The organism is Kocuria coralli (assembly GCF_008831305.1).
Lineage (GTDB): Bacteria > Actinomycetota > Actinomycetes > Actinomycetales > Micrococcaceae > Kocuria > Kocuria coralli.
The window spans coordinates 210,975-226,849 of the sequence record NZ_ML708610.1; the positions used below are offsets into that span (position 1 = coordinate 210,975).

14 protein-coding genes and 1 other RNA gene are annotated in these 15,875 nt (G+C 68.2%); 7 read left to right on the forward strand and 8 right to left on the reverse strand.

What is annotated here, in order from left to right:
* The first annotated feature begins 154 nt into the window (after nucleotides 1-154).
* From prfB to FCK90_RS00960, 4 genes are all read left to right on the forward strand, one after another.
* A complete protein-coding gene (gene prfB / locus FCK90_RS00945) occupies nucleotides 155-1,276 on the forward strand; it encodes a peptide chain release factor 2 (RefSeq protein ID WP_158032427.1) in 1,122 nt (373 codons plus the stop codon).
* A gap of 57 nt (nucleotides 1,277-1,333) precedes the next feature.
* Nucleotides 1,334-1,819: an SsrA-binding protein SmpB gene (smpB, locus tag FCK90_RS00950; protein WP_158032428.1), complete on the forward strand. Its 486-nt coding sequence runs from the start codon at nucleotides 1,334-1,336 to the stop codon at nucleotides 1,817-1,819.
* A gap of 157 nt (nucleotides 1,820-1,976) precedes the next feature.
* Nucleotides 1,977-2,345, forward strand: a transfer-messenger RNA (tmRNA) gene (ssrA, locus tag FCK90_RS00955).
* 151 nt (nucleotides 2,346-2,496) lie between these two features.
* Nucleotides 2,497-3,414, forward strand: a complete 918-nt coding sequence (locus FCK90_RS00960) for a hypothetical protein (protein ID WP_158032429.1) — start codon at nucleotides 2,497-2,499, stop codon at nucleotides 3,412-3,414.
* 130 nt (nucleotides 3,415-3,544) lie between these two features.
* On the opposite strand, the gene hisN is transcribed toward FCK90_RS00960, so the two are convergent.
* From hisN to FCK90_RS00980, 4 genes are all read right to left on the reverse strand, one after another.
* On the reverse strand, nucleotides 3,545-4,336 hold the full coding sequence (gene hisN / locus FCK90_RS00965; protein ID WP_158032430.1) for a histidinol-phosphatase: 792 nt from the start codon (nucleotides 4,334-4,336) through the stop codon (nucleotides 3,545-3,547).
* Nucleotides 4,337-4,359: 23 nt separating this feature from the next.
* Nucleotides 4,360-5,499: a ribosome small subunit-dependent GTPase A gene (gene rsgA / locus FCK90_RS00970; RefSeq protein WP_158032431.1), complete on the reverse strand. Its 1,140-nt coding sequence runs from the start codon at nucleotides 5,497-5,499 to the stop codon at nucleotides 4,360-4,362.
* Nucleotides 5,496-6,878 carry a 3-phosphoshikimate 1-carboxyvinyltransferase gene (gene aroA, locus FCK90_RS00975; protein ID WP_246179866.1) on the reverse strand — a complete coding sequence of 461 codons (1,383 nt, stop codon included), beginning with the start codon at nucleotides 6,876-6,878 and terminating at the stop codon, nucleotides 5,496-5,498. The genes rsgA and aroA overlap by 4 nt, the downstream gene beginning before the upstream one ends.
* An 85-nt stretch (nucleotides 6,879-6,963) precedes the next feature.
* Nucleotides 6,964-7,521, reverse strand: coding sequence for a DoxX family membrane protein (locus FCK90_RS00980; protein WP_158032432.1), 558 nt, complete (start codon nucleotides 7,519-7,521; stop codon nucleotides 6,964-6,966).
* A gap of 494 nt (nucleotides 7,522-8,015) precedes the next feature.
* Between FCK90_RS00980 and FCK90_RS00985 the strand changes: the two genes are divergently transcribed.
* Together FCK90_RS00985 and rsrA are read left to right on the forward strand one after the other, a co-directional pair.
* Nucleotides 8,016-8,756, forward strand: coding sequence for a sigma-70 family RNA polymerase sigma factor (locus FCK90_RS00985; protein ID WP_246179900.1), 741 nt, complete (start codon nucleotides 8,016-8,018; stop codon nucleotides 8,754-8,756).
* Between the two features lie 9 nt (nucleotides 8,757-8,765).
* Entirely contained in the window at nucleotides 8,766-9,071 is a 306-nt protein-coding gene (gene rsrA, locus FCK90_RS00990) for a mycothiol system anti-sigma-R factor (RefSeq protein WP_158032433.1), read from the forward strand.
* Between the two features lie 145 nt (nucleotides 9,072-9,216).
* On the opposite strand, the gene FCK90_RS15980 is transcribed toward rsrA, so the two are convergent.
* From FCK90_RS15980 to FCK90_RS15845, 4 genes are all read right to left on the reverse strand, one after another.
* On the reverse strand, nucleotides 9,217-9,291 hold the full coding sequence (locus tag FCK90_RS15980) for a 50S ribosomal protein bL37 (RefSeq protein ID WP_012359748.1): 75 nt from the start codon (nucleotides 9,289-9,291) through the stop codon (nucleotides 9,217-9,219).
* 109 nt (nucleotides 9,292-9,400) lie between these two features.
* Nucleotides 9,401-10,000: a DUF459 domain-containing protein gene (locus FCK90_RS01000; RefSeq protein WP_158032434.1), complete on the reverse strand. Its 600-nt coding sequence runs from the start codon at nucleotides 9,998-10,000 to the stop codon at nucleotides 9,401-9,403.
* Nucleotides 10,001-10,152: 152 nt separating this feature from the next.
* Nucleotides 10,153-13,986: a multifunctional oxoglutarate decarboxylase/oxoglutarate dehydrogenase thiamine pyrophosphate-binding subunit/dihydrolipoyllysine-residue succinyltransferase subunit gene (locus FCK90_RS01005; RefSeq protein ID WP_246179867.1), complete on the reverse strand. Its 3,834-nt coding sequence runs from the start codon at nucleotides 13,984-13,986 to the stop codon at nucleotides 10,153-10,155.
* A gap of 11 nt (nucleotides 13,987-13,997) precedes the next feature.
* Nucleotides 13,998-14,126, reverse strand: a complete 129-nt coding sequence (locus tag FCK90_RS15845; protein ID WP_281347431.1) for a hypothetical protein — start codon at nucleotides 14,124-14,126, stop codon at nucleotides 13,998-14,000.
* Nucleotides 14,127-14,291: 165 nt separating this feature from the next.
* Between FCK90_RS15845 and guaB1 the strand changes: the two genes are divergently transcribed.
* Entirely contained in the window at nucleotides 14,292-15,764 is a 1,473-nt protein-coding gene (gene guaB1 / locus FCK90_RS01010; protein ID WP_158032436.1) for a GMP reductase, read from the forward strand.
* Nucleotides 15,765-15,875 lie beyond the last annotated feature (111 nt).

Here is a 15,875-nt window from a genome sequence, read left to right on the forward strand (position 1 = left end):
GGTATATGGCATTACAATAAAGTCAGTGCACTTTCGTCCCGGGAGCGGCCGGAGTCGAAAGCGCGCTTCCGATCGTCCCGGAGCCGGGACGGGCACCGACGGGCGGCCGCCGTCGTCATCGCGAGTTTGCGACCATGAACTAAGCTGTACAGCTATGGCCTCCATCGACTTTCCCGCGGAAATCCGTGACCTGCGCGCGACCTACGACTCGATCGCAGAGGTCTCCGACATCGACCAGCTGCGACGCGAGGTCGACGACCTCAACGAGCAGGCGGCCGCGCCCAATCTGTGGGACGACCCCGAATCCGCCCAGAAGGTGACCTCCAGGCTGTCGCACAAGCAGGCCGAGCTCAAGCGGCTCAACGACTTGTCCACGCGGATCGAGGACATCGAGGTCATGGTTCAGCTGGCCGAGGAGGAGGACGACGCCGACACTCTGGAGATGGCGGGCGAGGAGCTGGCCGAGGTCAAGAAGGCGCTGGCCGACCTCGAGGTCACCACCCTGCTGTCGGGGGAGTACGACGAGCGCGACGCCGTCGTCACCATCCGTTCGGGCGCCGGCGGCGTGGACGCGGCGGACTTCGCGGAGATCCTGATGCGCATGTACCTGCGCTGGGCCGAACGCCATGGCTACGCGACCAAGGTGCTGGACACCTCCTACGCCGAGGAGGCCGGACTGAAGTCCGCGACCTTCGAGGTCAAGGCGTCCTACGCGTTCGGGACCCTCTCCGTGGAGGCGGGAACCCACCGCCTGGTGCGGATCTCGCCCTTCGACAACCAGGGGCGTCGTCAGACCTCCTTCGCGGCGGTCGAGGTCATCCCGCTGATCGAGTCCGACGACACCATCGAGATCCCGGAGTCCGAGCTGAAGATCGACGTCTTCCGTTCCTCGGGTCCCGGCGGCCAGTCCGTGAACACGACCGACTCGGCCGTCCGGATGACCCACCTGCCTACGGGCATCGTCGTGTCCATGCAGAACGAGAAATCGCAGATCCAGAACCGGGCGGCGGCCCTGCGCGTGCTCCAATCCCGCTTGCTGCTGCAGCGCAAGCAGGAGGAAGAGGCCAAGAAGAAGGAGCTTGCCGGCGACGTCAAGGCCTCCTGGGGCGACCAGATGCGCTCCTACGTGCTCAACCCGTATCAGATGGTCAAGGATCTGCGGACCAACCACGAAGAGGGCAACCCCCAGTCCGTGTTCGACGGCAACATCGACGCCTTCGTCGACGCCGGCATCCGGTGGCGTGCGGGGGCCCTCCACAACGCTTCCGAGGAGTGATCGCGCAAACGGCGTCCCAGCACGCGGGCCGCGTGCTGCAGGATGCCTGCGCCAACCATGGCTAAGAAACAGAACGACGACGGCCGCCGGATCGTCGCCAACAACAAGAAGGCCCGGCACGACTACGCCATCCTGGACACCTTCGAGGCGGGTCTCGCCCTGATGGGCACCGAGGTGAAGTCCCTGCGCATGGGAAGGGCCTCCCTGGTGGACGGCTTCTGCGCGTTCGACCGGCACGGCGAGCTCTGGCTCGAGAACGTCCACATCCCCGAGTACCTCCAGGGATCGTGGACCAACCATTCGGCCAAGCGGCGCCGCAAGCTGCTGCTGCACCGTACGGAACTGAACCGGATCGAGCAGAAGACGCGGGAGGCCGGCTTCACCATCGTGCCGCTGAGCCTGTACTTCCTGGATGGGAAGAGGGTCAAGTGCGAGATCGCGATCGCCCGCGGCAAGCGCGAGTACGACAAGCGCCAGGCTCTGCGGGAGGCGCAGGACAACCGTGAGGCGCAGCGCGCCATGCGCTACCGCAACATGCGCTGAATCCGCCCCGGATATGCCCGGAGCGGATGTCGTCGCCGACGATCGCCCCTTGTGCGCGGAGCCGCACGAGCGGTATTCTTGAATGTCCGGTTCGAGAGGAACGGCGGTCCGCAGGGCCCCGCGAGCATCGAGCCGGGGTTGATTGACAACCACATACGGGGATGATCGGTTTCGACGGTGTGAGTCGAGTCGAGAGAAGCGGGTCGAGAATGCGCAGTCATCTCGTAAACGTTCTGTGCAAACCAATAAGTGCCAATTCCAAGCGCACTGACTTCGCTCTCGCTGCCTGATTCAGCGATAGCAGTCTGTCAGCCCGGGTTCGCCTTCGCCCCGGTGTCTGGCATCAGCTAGAGGGCCACTGCTTCAGTAGTTCGTCGCGGACTGCTGAGGGACTTTTACGCGACTGAGCCCGTTGGCCACTTGTGTGCATGATGGCCAGGGCTGAGAAAATCACACGCACACTGCACCCGGAGAAGTCTTGATGACGCTGCACCGGACGGGGGTTCAATTCCCCCCATCTCCACTGGTTTGACTAGGCGAAATGCGCCCCGTGTTGACACGGGGCGCATTTTCGTTTGCCGGGAGGCACGGACGGCCCGGGCCGGCAGATCATTGCCGAACCGTTGAGGTCCGCGCGGCCGCCCGCTCGCGACGGGCCCGCGTCCTCCTGTGCGACCATGGAGGGTGACACATACACCGCACAACGGGTCCGGGAGGTCCACGACGTGAGCTACGAGCGTCCGCAGAACAACGACGCCCCCCATGGCAACTGGTCCGGCGGTCAGGAGGGCCGAACGGGCGGTGATCCCAACGCCACCGGCCACGCCGGTTCCCAGCAGGACGGCAGTCCCAAGGGCAACGTGTACGACCCCTCCTCGGAGCCTCCGCAGTACGGAGTCCGGGTGCCCGCGTCTCAGCGGGACGGAGGGAACGCGGCCGGCTCCCCGGGCTACGGCCAGTCCGCTCCCCAAGGCCAGGACTACGGCTACGGCAATGGCAATACAGTCCAGGACTACGGGCAGCAGCGGAACGAGCAGTCGTGGAACCCGCAGCAGCCCTGGGCCGGCAACCAGAGCACCGGCCAGCCGGGCCAGAGCTACGGCTACGGCAATACGGGCCAGGAATACGGCGGCCAGAACTACGGTGGCCAGAACTACTACGCGCCCCCGGGCGGCCCGGCCAACAACCAGAACCCGTACGACCAGCCCTACGTGGCTCCGCCCGTCACGCCGGGTCGTGGCTGGGCGATCACGGCCGTGGTCCTCGGCGCGATCAGCCTCGTGCTGTTCTTCCTGGGCATCACGGTCATCCTGGCAGTCCTGGGCCTGATCTTCGCGATCGTGGCCCTGGTCAAGGCGCGAAAGGTCAAGGGGTCCCGGAAGGGCCTGGGCATCACGGGCCTGATCCTGAGCATCATCGGTCTGATCCTCTCGGGTATCGCCCTGGCGGTGTGGATCGTCGTCGGCGGCGCAACGCTGCAGATCCTCAACGATCCCGCGGGCCAGGAGTGCATCTCTCAGTTCATGGAGGACCAGGACCAGGCGGCCTACCAGCAGTGCCTGGAGAACGTCGTGGACCAGCAGTTCAACAGCTGACCTGCCACCGTTCGGATGCCTGCGGGCCTAGTCGGCGGAGTCCCGCTGGCCCTCAACGGACGCCCTGCCCCTGTGACGACGGCGCCTCGACCCACCCGGGTCGAGGCGCCGTCGTCATAGGCTGGACCGGTCAATCTCCGATCAGGTCGAGAACCTGGTCGTGCAAGAGCCCGTTGGTGGCCGCGGCATTGCCGCCGAAGGGCCCCGGGGCACCGGCGAGGGAGGTGAACCGGCCACCCGCCTCCTCGACGACCGGAACCAGGGCGGCCATGTCGTACAGGTTCAGCTCGGGCTCGGCCGCGATATCCACGGCTCCCTCGGCCAGGAGGCAGTACGACCAGAAGTCCCCGTAGGCCCGCGTGCGCCAGACCCGGTCCGTCAGGTCGATGAAGGCGTCCCTTCGCCCCAGGTCCTTCCAGCCCGACAGGGAGGAGTAGGACAGGGAGGCATCCTGGAGCCTGTCCACCTGGGAGACCCGGATCCGCTCGGCCTTGGCCAGGGAACGCCCCGCCCATGCCCCGGTCCCTGCAGCGGCCCACCAGCGGCGGGCCAGCGCGGGCGCCGAGACCAGTCCGACCACGGGCTGGCCCTCGTCGACCAGGGCGATCAGGGTGGCCCACACGGGCACGCCGCGCACGAAGTTCTTGGTCCCGTCGATGGGGTCGATGACCCACTGCCGCGACCCTCCGCCGGTGGTGCCGAACTCCTCGCCCAGGACGCTGTCGCGGTTGCGCGCCCGGGCGAGCTGCGAACGGATGAGCTGCTCCGCCTCACGGTCGGCGTCCGTGACCGGGGTGAGGTCCGGCTTGGTCTCCACCTGCAGATCCTGAGCCTTGAAGCGCCGCATGGTCAAGGCATCGACGGCGTCCGCCAGCACGTGGGCAAGGCGCATGTCATCGGTATAAGTGCTGGTGGATCGCATGGTCTCCAGGCTATCCGATGTGCTCAGCCGCCCAGGTGCTTTTCGGGGGCTTCCTCCTCGCGACCTGCTCCCAGGAGCCGCCGGAGGGATTCGAGACGCGCGGCACCGGCTTCCCCGGCCCGGCCCTCGGCGACCCAGGCGTCCAGGGCGCAGCCCGCCGCTCCAGCCAGATGGGTGCACCCCTTGGGGCACTCGGCGATCGCCTCTCCCAGTTCGTCGAAGGACTCCACGATGCGGTCGGGATCCACATGAGCCAGGCCGAAGGACCGCACCCCCGGGGTGTCGATGATCCAGGTGCCGTCCCCGGCGCCGGGGACGCGGAGCGCGAGCGCGGACGACGACGTGTGCCGGCCTCTTCCCGTCACCGCGTTCACTCCGCCGGTCGCGCGGGCGGCGCCGGTCAGCGCGTTGACCAATGTGGACTTGCCCACCCCGGAGTGCCCCAGCATGGCTGAGATCCTTCCGTCCAGATGACTCAGCAGCTGTGCGACCAGCTCCGGGTCCAGCTCCGGCTCCTCGCCGGGGGCTTCCGCAAGGAGCCCTTCCGGGTCCTCCGCCGCGGCGGCTCGGGGGAGCCCGGCTCCGGGCTTGCCCGAGGTCAGCACATCCAGGTCCAGGGCACGGTAGTGGTCGATCAGCCAGGCGGGGTCGCGCAGGTCCGTCTTGGTGATGCACAGCAAGGGGTCGATCCCGGCGTCGTAGGCCGCGGCCAGGGAACGGTCGATGAAGCCGGTACGCGGTTCGGGATCCGCCGCGGCGACCACGATGACCAGCTGGTCCGCGTTGGCCACGACCACCCGTTCCACCGGGTCCGTATCATCCGCGCTGCGGCGCAGCACGGTCCGCCGGTCCTCCACGCGCACCAGGCGCGCCAAGGTGTCCGGGGCGCCCGTGGTGTCCCCGACCAGTCCCACCAGGTCGCCGGCGACGACCGGGGTCCTCCGCAGCGCCTTGGCGCGGACGGCGGTGACCAGACGCTCGTCGTCGGTGTCCTCGGCGATCACGGCGGTGTACCGGCCCCGGTCCACGGTGACCACCCGGCCCACCTCGGCGTCCTCGAAGGCGGGGCGTTCCTTGGTCCGCGGGCGAGAGCCCTTCTTGTTGGCTCGGACCCGGACATCGGATTCGTCCCAGTCGTAGTCCACCGAGCTGCGACGGGTCACGGGCGGCTCCCGGCCAGCAGCTCGGCCCACATCTGGGGGAACTGCGGCAGGGTCTTGGACGTGGTGGCGATGTTCTCCACCCGGACGCCATCGACCACCAGGCCGATGACCGCACCGGCCGTGGCCATGCGGTGATCATCGTACGAGTGGAAGGTCCCCCCGTGCAGGGGTGCCGGCCGGATGATCAGACCGTCGGCGGTCTCCTCCACGTCCCCGCCCAGCCCGTTGATCTCGGCGGTCAGCGCCGCCAGGCGGTCGGTCTCGTGACCGCGCAGATGAGCGATGCCGCGCAGACGGGAGGGGGTGCCGGCGACGGCGCAGATCGCCGCCACCGTGGGGGCGAGCTCACCGGCCTCGGACAGGTCGAGGTCGACACCGGACACGGACCGGGGCCCCCGGACGGTGAACACGCCGTCGGCGACCTCGACCGCGGCGCCGAACCGCGGCAGGATGTCTTGCCAGTGGGATCCGCCCTGCGTGGTCTCCGAAGGCCAGTGCGGGATGGAGACCTCGCCGCCCGTGACCACGGCCGCCGCGAGGAACGGCCCGGCATTGGACAGATCCTGCTCCACCCGCACGTCGAAGGCCCGGACGGGGCCGGGAGAGACCACCCAGCGGCCCGGAACGGAATCGTCGACGTTCACGCCCGCTTCTCTGAGGACCTCCACCGTCATGTCGATGTGCGGCATGGAGGGGATTCCCGCGCCGTCGGGGGAGTGGTGCTGCAAGACGAGCCCCCCGGTGAGCTGTGAGGCGGTCAGCAGCACCGCGGTCACGAACTGTGAGGAGCCGGCGGCGTCGATGGTCAGCTCGCCACCGGCCAGCGAACCGCCCGCTTCCGGGCCGTGGACGGTGAACGGGAGGGAGCCCGTGCCGTCGTCCTCGACCGTGGCGCCGAGCGCCCGCAGGGCGGAGATCACGGGTCCCATGGGCCGTTTGCGCGCGTGGGGGTCACCGTCGAAACGGGTCCTTCCCGGGATCAGGGCCGCAAGCGGGGGGACGAAACGCATGACCGTGCCGGCCAGTCCGCAGTCGACGGAGCGTTCCCGCCGGGCGGCGGCGCCGAACGGCCGCGGGATCGGCGTGACCGCCAGATCGGGGCCGAAGGGCGAATCCCCGTGGATCTCCTCGAACTGCGCTCCCAGCGCTCGCAGGGCCTGCAGCATCAGCGAGGTATCTCGCGAGTGCAGGGGCGCGCGAAGCCGCGAGGGGCCGTCGGCCAGCGCTCCCAGCACCAGCCACCGGTTGGTCAGGGACTTGGAGCCGGGCACGGTCAGGGACGACTCAACGGGGGTGCCGCCGACGAACGGAGCCGGCCACAGCGGGTGCGCGGCGGCCGGCTCCGTTCCGGTGGCTTCCCCGGGAATCTCGTGGGTCACGAATTCTCCGTTCGAGCGCGGATCAGGGGTTGCGGTTCAGGGTTTCTGACGGCGGTGTCCCCGCAGCGACGGGGGCGTGCCAGGATCAGGAGGAGACGGCCTTCTGGGCTTCCTTGGCCTTCTTGGAAGCGACCTTCTGCGCCTTCTCCCACCTCTTGGAGGCGTCCTTGCCGAGATCCTCCGCCTGCTTCTGGACATCGCTGACGAAGTGCTCGGCCCGCCACATCAGGGAGGGGCTGCCGTCCGTGTCCACGGAGGCGATCATCGTCGCGCCCACCAGGGAGACGTTCTTGAGGGCGGAGTTGCGACGGGCCGCCTTCTGCTCCTTGGTCCCGTGGTCAGAGGCCCGGAAGTCCAGGTAGGCGTTGACGGCGGTGGTGGAGATGAGCACGGAGGCGGCCAGGCGCGGAGCCTTGCCCAGCGCGAAGAGAGCAGCGGCGCCCACCTGGGCGGCGGCCAGGCCCTGCGCCACGACCGCCGAGTTCTTCAGGAAGGGCGCGGCCTGCGGCACCGCATGACGGACGGTCTTGAGAGCCGGATCCAGATGCGCGGCGGCAGTGCTCGAGTTCCGGAAGCTATCAATGCCGTTGACGATGTAACCGGTGGCCAGCAGCGGGCGGGCGATGCGGCGGACGATGCTCATAGGGTCCTCCTAGTCGTGTACAGGGGCCTGCTGGACCGGACTCGTGAGTCCGACCGCTGGCCTGTCCCATCCTAACCAGGCGGTGGGGGGATAGGCCGCGTCCTGGGCCCCGATTTCCCTCAGTACCCTGATTTTGCTGAGGGCATAGCCGGCGTCCGGCGCCGGATCCCACGGCCGGTCGGTCGGACGACGGCGTGGCCGAGGGAGGCGACCGGGCCGGAACATTCTCGTTCCCGCACGCGTTGGCCCTTGAAGAACCCGCGCAGTGCCGACGGCTACGGCACTGCCAGGGGACGACGACGCAGCACGGCCATGGAACGGAGGCGCCCTTGCCCGCCGTATGCACGCGGCCACCGGGAGAGGTGGCTGATCTAGACTTGACCACGATGAATGACTCCACCGTGCGGCAGACCCCTCAAATGCCGGAGGCCACCAGCGGGACCGAGGATCCGGAGGCGATCGTGCCCGCAGACCACGATGCAGTTGAGCAGGAGATGCCCGGCGCGGATGACGGTGAGCAGTTCGTCGACGTCGCCCACGAGACCCCCTCGGAACGCGCGGTGCGGTTCGAGCGCGAGGCCATGGTCTACGTCGATCAGCTCTACGCCGCCGCGTTGCGGATGGCGCGCAATCCCGCCGATGCCGAGGACCTGGTCCAGGAGGCCTATACCAAGGCCTTCTCCTCCTACCACCAGTACAAGCCGGGCACGAATCTCAAGGCGTGGCTCTACCGCATCCTGACGAACACCTATATCAACCTGTACCGCAAGCGGCAGCGCGAACCGCAGCAGGCCAACACGGACACCGTCGAGGACTGGCAGCTGCACAGGGCCGAGCAGCACTCGTCCACGGGGCTGCGATCGGCTGAGGTCGAGGCCCTGGACCACCTGCCCGATTCCGATGTGAAGCGGGCTCTGCAGGATCTGCCGGAGGAGTTCCGGCTCGCGATCTACCTCTCGGACGTCGAGGGCTTCGCCTACAAGGAGATCGCCGAGATCATGGCGACCCCCATCGGGACCGTGATGTCCCGCCTGCACCGCGGGCGCAAGCTCCTGCGCGAGAAGCTCGCGGACTACGCCACGGACCGCGGGATCGACACCGCGGGTACGGGCCGGCGCAAGACGTCGACGACGCAGAGCGCCACCACCACTGCCAAGGCCGTGGCCACTGCCGCGGCAGGAGCCGGCGAGGACGGCGACTCCACCACGAACGATCACCGATCTCATGAGGCTTAAGGACGAAGCATGACTGAACGAGCCGCCCGGACCGACATCGGCGCTGCACCGGCCACTACCGACCAGGCGCCTTGCGGATGCGACGGGGAGCAGGTGGAACGGATCTACGCCTATCTCGACGACGCCCTGACGGTCGAGGACATCAAGCAGATCGCCGACCACCTGGAATCCTGCGCGGACTGCACGCACGAAAGCGAACTCGAGCAGGTGATCCGCGGTGTGGTGAAGCGCTCCTGCAGCGAGACCGCTCCGGAGACCCTGCGATCGGCGATCATGACCCGCATTCACGAGCAGTGCGGGCAGAAGCCCCAGTAGCCATCCGGCGGAAGCCCGCCCGGGCGTCCTCCGGCGGCTCACCGCCCGCGTCGACACGCTGAAGGCCGGGTTCCGTCACGGAACCCGGCCTTCAGCACGTTCAGTCACTCCAACGCTGCGGAGATCACGCGATAGGCGTGGTTTCTCAGGCGTTGGGGCGCTTGCCGTGGTTCGCCTTGTTCTTGCGGCGATCCTTGCGCTTACGTCCACGCTTGCTCATGCGAGCCTCCTGGGTCACTATCTGGGTCTACGCATCCCGGCGCCGGTTCCCACCGGGCCGGGGCACCGCCGACCATTCTCGCACACTTGGGTGCCGGACCCGGTTCGGATCACTGGGGCTCGGGGAGATCCAGCCAGGAGTACCAGCCGCGGTGCAGGACCAGCCACGCGATCAGGCCGTATCCCGCCTGGCCCGGCTGGCCGTCGTTGGCGGAGAGGTCCTTGCGCCACTGCTCGTGGTGCTGCAGGGGATTGAAGGTGTCGACGTAGATGTGGTTGCGCCGGGTCACGACGTCCGCATAGGAGGCGGAGAGATCCGCGATCTTGCGGTTGCGGTCGGCGTCGAGCGTGGGAGGCGGGCCCACCACGAGGACCTTGACGTTGTTCTGGGACGCCGTGTCCACGATATTGGCCATGTTCAGCCGCGAGCGGGCGGTGGTGATGCCCAGATCGACGTCGGCCGTGGACGGTGCGATCACCACCCGGTTGTCCGCGGCGGGGGCGAAACGCAGCCTGGCCTCGCCGAACCAGCGGTCGTTGAGGTGCTCGCTGCCCTCGCCGGGGGCCGCCAGGACGTAGGAGGAGATCGGAACGACGTCGTGGGGGGTCCGGGCCAGCACGCGTCCGTACCAGCCGAGAGCGCGGGGGTCGCCCGTCCCGGCCAGCAGCTCGTCACCGACCGCAACAATTCTGATCCTGCGTTGATCCACAGCTTTCCTTCTTCGATGTGCTCTGGGGGTGGGTCTGCCAAGAGGGGGGAGCACCTGAGCCGACGCAGAGGTCATATCCGGGTGCCGTTGCCTGTCAACGGTACACGGCGCCGCGCACTGACCGTGCGCGGCGCCGTGTCAGCTGCACGAGCTCAGCGGTTGTCGAACAGTTCCTCGAGCAGGTTCTCGTTCTCCAGCGCATGGCGCTTGGCCGAGCCGTTGGCGGGGGAGGCGGAGGCCGGACGGGAGATCAGGCGGATCCTCCGGTTCAGCTCGGGTGCCAGGTTGACCGCCATGAACGGCCAGGGCCCCTGGTTGGCCGGCTCGTCCTGGGCCCAGAGCACATTGGCCTCGGGGTAACGGGCCAGCTCCGACTTGATCTCCTCCAGCGGCAGCGGGTAGAGCTGCTCGACCCGGATGATCGCGGTCGTCCTGTCCTCCCGCTGGCTGCGGTGCGCGACCAGGTCGTAGTACAGGCGGCCGGAGACCAGGACGACGTCGGTGACCTCCTTGGGGTCCAGTCCGGCCTGATCCTCGATCACCGTCCGGAAGGTCCCCGAGGTGAAGTCCTCGATGGGCGACGCCGCGGCCTTGAGCCGGAGCAGCTGCTTGGGCGAGGCGACGATCAGGGGCTTGCGCGGCCGTGAATAGGCCTGCCGGCGCAGCAGGTGGAAGTGGTTGGCCGGCGTCGAGGGCTGGGCAACGATCATGTTCTTCTCGGCGCACAGGGTCAGGAACCGCTCGATGCGAGCCGACGAGTGGTCCGGGCCCTGCCCCTCGAAGCCATGCGGCAGCAGCATGACCAGGGACGAACGCTGGCCCCACTTCTGTTCCGCGGAGGCCACGAACTCGTCGACGATGGTCTGGGCGCCGTTGATGAAGTCACCGAACTGCGCCTCCCACACCGTCAGGGCGTCCGGCCGCTCCACGGAGTAGCCGTACTCGAAGCCCAGGACCCCGTACTCGGAGAGCAGGGAGTTGTAGATCGCCAGGGGCGCTTGATCGTCCAGCAGATGGTTGAGCGGGGTCCACTCCTCACCGGTGACGTTGTCGAAGAACACGGCATGGCGCTGGGTGAAGGTTCCCCGGCGGACGTCCTGCCCGGACATCCGGACCGGGATGCCCTCCATCATCAGGGAGCCGAAGGCCATGATCTCGCCCATGCCCCAGTCCACGCCGCCGTCGACGGTCATCTTGGCGCGGCGCTCGAGGAGCTTGGTGAGCTTGCGGTGGACCGTGAAGCCCTCGGGGATGGCCATGTGGACCTCCCCGATCCGGCGCGCGGTCTCGGCAGAGATGGCGGTGGAGCGGGGGATCGAGACCCCGGAGTCCGTCTGCTGGGCCGAGGGACGTTCGATGTTGGCGATCGCGGCGGCGTCGCCCGTGACCAGGGGTGTGTCGGAGGTCTGCGCCTCGTGCGTCTCGGTGAAGACCCGCTCCAGGCGTTCCTGGTAGTCCTTGAGGGCGCGATCCGCCTCTTCCTGGCTGATGTCACCGCGGCCCACCAGGTTGGCGGTGTAGACCTTACGGCTCGAGCGCTTCTGCTCGATGGTGTGGTACATCAGCGGCTGGGTCATCGAAGGGTCGTCGCCCTCGTTGTGGCCGCGGCGCCGGTAGCAGAGCAGGTCGATGACGACGTCCTTGTGGAACCGCTGCCGGTAGGCGTAGGCCAGCTGGCCCACGTGGGTCACGGCCTCCGGGTCATCGGCGTTGACGTGGAAGATGGGGGCCTGGATGGTGCGGGCCACATCCGTGGCGTAGGTCGACGTGCGGCCGGCCTCGGGCGAGGTCGTGAAGCCGATCTGGTTGTTGACCACCATGTGCACCGTGCCGCCGGTGTTGTAGGCCGGCAGCTGAGACATCTGCATGACCTCGAACACGATGCCCTGACCGGCCATCGCGGCGTCGCCGTGGACCTGGATGGGCAGCACGGGGTAGCTCCCGTCGCCCTCGGGGCCGCCGCCGAGCACATCGGTCTTGGCGCGGGCCACGCCCTCGATGACCGGATCGGCGGCCTCGAGGTGGGACGGGTTCGCACCCAGGTAGACCTGGGTCTGGTTGCCGGAGTCGGAGGTGAAGACGCCCTCCGTACCCAGGTGATACTTGACGTCGCCCGAGCCCTCGGCTGCCCTGGGGTCCTGGCTTCCCTCGAACTCGCGGAAGACCTGGGCATAGGACTTGCCGGCGATGTTCGTGAGGACGTTCAGGCGGCCTCGGTGGGCCATACCGATGACCACCCCGGCCAGCCCGTCATCGGCGGCGTCGGAGATGACCGCATCGAGCAGCGGGATCAGCGATTCGCCGCCCTCCAGGGAGAAGCGCTTCTGGCCGACGTACTTGGTCTGCAGGAAGGTCTCGAAGGCCTCGGCGGCGTTCAGGCGGCTGAGGATGCGGAACTGCTCGTCGCGCGTGGGCTTGGTGTAGCCCTTCTCCAGCTCGCCCTGGAACCATTCGCGTTCGGCGGGGGCCTCCAGGTGCATGTACTCCACGCCGAGGGTGCGGCAGTAGGCGTCGCGCAGAAGCCCCAGGATCGTGCGCAGCGTCAGGGTGGGTGCGCCGCCGAAACCGCCCGTGGGCCACTCGCGGTCCAAGTCCCACAGGGAGAGGCCGTAGGTCCGGATGTCCAGGTCCGGGTGGGTGCGCATGGTGTAGCCCACCGGATTCATGTCGGCCATCAGGTGACCGCGCACGCGGTAGGCGTGGATGAGCTGCTGGATCCGGGCGACCTTGTTGACCTGGGTCTCCGGGTTGACCTGGTTGTCCAGGGTCCAGCGGACGGGCTCGTAGGGGACCTTGAGGCCCTGGAAGATCTCGTCCCAGAAGTCGTCGCCCAGCAGGTAGGACTCGACCGTCTTGAGGAACTCGCCGGACCCCGCTCCCTGGATCACCCGGTGATCGTAGGTGGAGGTCAGCGTGATGATCTTGGAGATCGCGTTGCGCGAGAGCGTGCGGGGCGAGGAGCCGCGGTACTCGGCCGGGTAGTCCAGGGCGCCCACGCCGATGATGGCGGCCTGGCCCTTGGACAGGCGGGGCACGGAGTGCACGGTGCCGATGCCGCCGGGGTTCGTGAGCGACACGGTGGTCCCGGCGTAGTCCTGCATGGTCAGCTCGCCCTTGCGGGCGCGGCGGACCATATCCTCGTAGGCGTCCCAGAACTGGCGGAAGCTCAGTTCCTCGGCTCCCTTGATGTTCGGCACCACCAGGTTGCGGGAGCCGTCCTTGTTGGGCAGGTCGATGGCCAGGCCGAAGTTCACGTGGGCGGGGTGAATGGCGACCGGCTTGCCGTCCTGCTCGTCATAGGTGACGTTCATGGACGGGTAGTTCTTGAGCGCCTTCACGACGGCGTAGCCGATCAGATGCGTGAAGGAGACCTTGCCGCCTCGGTTGCGGGCCAGGTGCGAGTTGATCACGACGCGGTTGTCGATGAGCAGCTTCGCCGGTACGGCGCGCACCGTGGTGGCCGTGGGGACCGTCAGCGACGCATCCATGTTGGCGGCCACCGCCTTGGCCGGGCCGCGCAGCTTGACGATCTGGTCCTGGGGTTCGTCTCCCGGCTCTTCCTGCGAGCCTCCCTGGCTGGACGAGGAAGCTGGTGGGTTCACGGTGCTCTTCTTCTCCTGGTTCTGGCTTTCAGGCCTGGATTGCTCGCGCGGCGTGGTCTTCTGGGAGGCGGGCTCGGACTGCGCTCGTCGACGCGGCTGCTGGCCGGACGGCTCGGGCTGCGCGGCGCCGGCGGACTCCGATGGGCTCTCGTCCTTCGAGGAGGCTTCAGCCTTCGGGGCGCTCTCCGTCTTCCGAGAGGACTCGGTCTTCGGGGAATCGCGGGACGATGCGGACTCGGCAGCCTTGTCCATGCTCTCGAAAATGGGCCACCAGTCCCTGTCCACCGCGTTCTTGTCGGTTTGGTACCTCCGATAGAGGTCCTCGACGAGCCATTCGTTGCCCGCGAACTCTTCGGGGATCAGGTCTCGTGGTGTGCTCGGCACGTGCCTACGCCTCATTCTCTCGTCTTGATCCGGTGACCGTCGTTGGTCACGCCGTACGACCGTGACTTCGGCTGCGCGTTGGGCCCTGGCTCCTGACGGGCGATCCGGGTCCCGCAGATGCCCATGGCAGTGGCGTTCATGGTGAAACCGCCAGGGGGATCCGGCCGCTGTCAGCCGACGAACGGTCGTACTGGGGGCAAGTCTAGTGTTCAGGGCAACATACGGCCAACAGCTGCGAGGGCCCCGGCGGGTCCGTGGGCCGGCACGGAGCGGGTTATGGCCGGACTGGACCTAAAATGTCCGACGTGCGTTTTCTCAACACCCCTGTCACGGACCTGACCTACAACGATGTCTTCCTCGTGCCCTCGTCGTCTCGCATCACCTCGCGATTCGACGTCGATCTGCGGGCCGGCGATCCGACGGGGTCCACCACCCCTGTGGTCGCGGCCAACATGACGGCCGTGACCGGCAAGCGCATGGTGGAGACCATGGCGCGCCGCGGCGGTCTCGGCGTACTGCCCCAGGACATCCCCTCCGACGTCGTGGCGCGGGAGACCGCGTGGGTCAAGGCCCGCTCCCCGTACTTCGAGTCCGTGCGGCTGATGAAACCGCATGACACCGTGCACGACGCCCTGGCCCAGCTGCGTCGTCATGCCCACGCTTCCGTGGCCGTCGTGGACGCTGACGGCGGGTTCCAGGGCATGGTCCTGGAAGGCGACTGCCAGCAGGTGGATCGCTTCACGCAGCTGCACGTCGTCATGCGCACCGATGTCCCCGTCTTCACCGCCGCTGAGCTGTCGGAACCGGGCTCCGGCCCCTCCGGGCTGCGCGAGTCCATGGCGCTGGCGACGACCCGGATGGAGAAGGCCCGGTTGCATGTGGCACCCGTCGTCGACGACGGAAGGGTGGTCGGCGTCATCAGCCGCCAGGGTGCGGTGCGCTCGACGATCTACACCCCCAACCTCGACGCCCAGGGGGCTCTCAAGGTGGGCGCCGCGGTGGGGATCAACGGGGACGTCGCGGGCAAGACCCAGCGGCTGATCGACGCCGGGGTCGACGTGCTCGTGGTGGACACCGCCCACGGTCATCAGCGGAAGATGATGGAGGCGCTGGCCACGGTCCGAAGCGTCGCACCGGAGCATCCGATCGTGGCCGGCAACGTCGTGACCGCCGACGGCGTCCGCGACCTCGTGGGCGCCGGGGCCGATGTGGTCAAGGTCGGCGTCGGTCCCGGTGCCATGTGCACCACCCGCATGATGACCGCCGTGGGACGCCCGCAGTTCTCGGCCGTGCTGGAGTGCTCCGCCGCCGCGAGCGAGCTGGGTGCCCACGTCTGGGCCGATGGCGGGGTGAAGTACCCGCGCGATGTGGCGCTGGCCCTGGCGGCGGGCGCGAGCCAGGTCATGATCGGTTCCTGGTTCGCCGGCACGTGGGAAGGGCCGGGGGAGCTGAACCAGGACGCCGACGGCCGGTACTACAAGGAGAGCTTCGGGATGGCTTCCACCCGCGCGGTGCTCAACCGCACCCAGGGCCAGGAGGCCTTCGAGCGGGCGCGCAAGGCGATCTTCGAGGAGGGCATCTCCAGCTCCAAGATGTACCTGGATCCGCGCCGTCCCGGCGTCGAGGACCTGGTGGATCACATCACCGCCGGCGTGCGCAGCTCCATGACCTACGCGGGGGCGACGAACACCCGTCAGTTCGCGGACCGTGCCGTGGTGGGAGTGCAGAACGTCTCGGGTTACGAGGAGGGCCGCGCGCGCGGAGAGAGCTGGGCCTGATAGGGCATCGATGCGGACATCGGGTGAAGGGTCTGCTACGATCCCAGCGCACATGACAATCATTATCAAGACAGTGCATCCGCTGCTCTTGATCCCTCCGCGGCCCCGGGC

Bases quoted from the DNA above. Each gene is read 5' to 3' on its own strand.
- prfB (WP_158032427.1), top strand. From the start codon at position 155: ATGGCCTCCATCGACTTTCCCGCGGAAATCCGTGACCTGCGCGCGACC.
- smpB (WP_158032428.1), top strand. From the start codon at position 1,334: ATGGCTAAGAAACAGAACGACGACGGCCGCCGGATCGTCGCCAACAAC.
- FCK90_RS00960 (WP_158032429.1), top strand. From the start codon at position 2,497: ATGGAGGGTGACACATACACCGCACAACGGGTCCGGGAGGTCCACGAC.
- hisN (WP_158032430.1), bottom strand. From the start codon at position 4,336: ATGCGATCCACCAGCACTTATACCGATGACATGCGCCTTGCCCACGTG.
- FCK90_RS00980 (WP_158032432.1), bottom strand. From the start codon at position 7,521: ATGAGCATCGTCCGCCGCATCGCCCGCCCGCTGCTGGCCACCGGTTAC.
- FCK90_RS00985 (WP_246179900.1), top strand. From the start codon at position 8,016: ATGCCCGGCGCGGATGACGGTGAGCAGTTCGTCGACGTCGCCCACGAG.
- rsrA (WP_158032433.1), top strand. From the start codon at position 8,766: ATGACTGAACGAGCCGCCCGGACCGACATCGGCGCTGCACCGGCCACT.
- FCK90_RS15845 (WP_281347431.1), bottom strand. From the start codon at position 14,126: ATGAACGCCACTGCCATGGGCATCTGCGGGACCCGGATCGCCCGTCAG.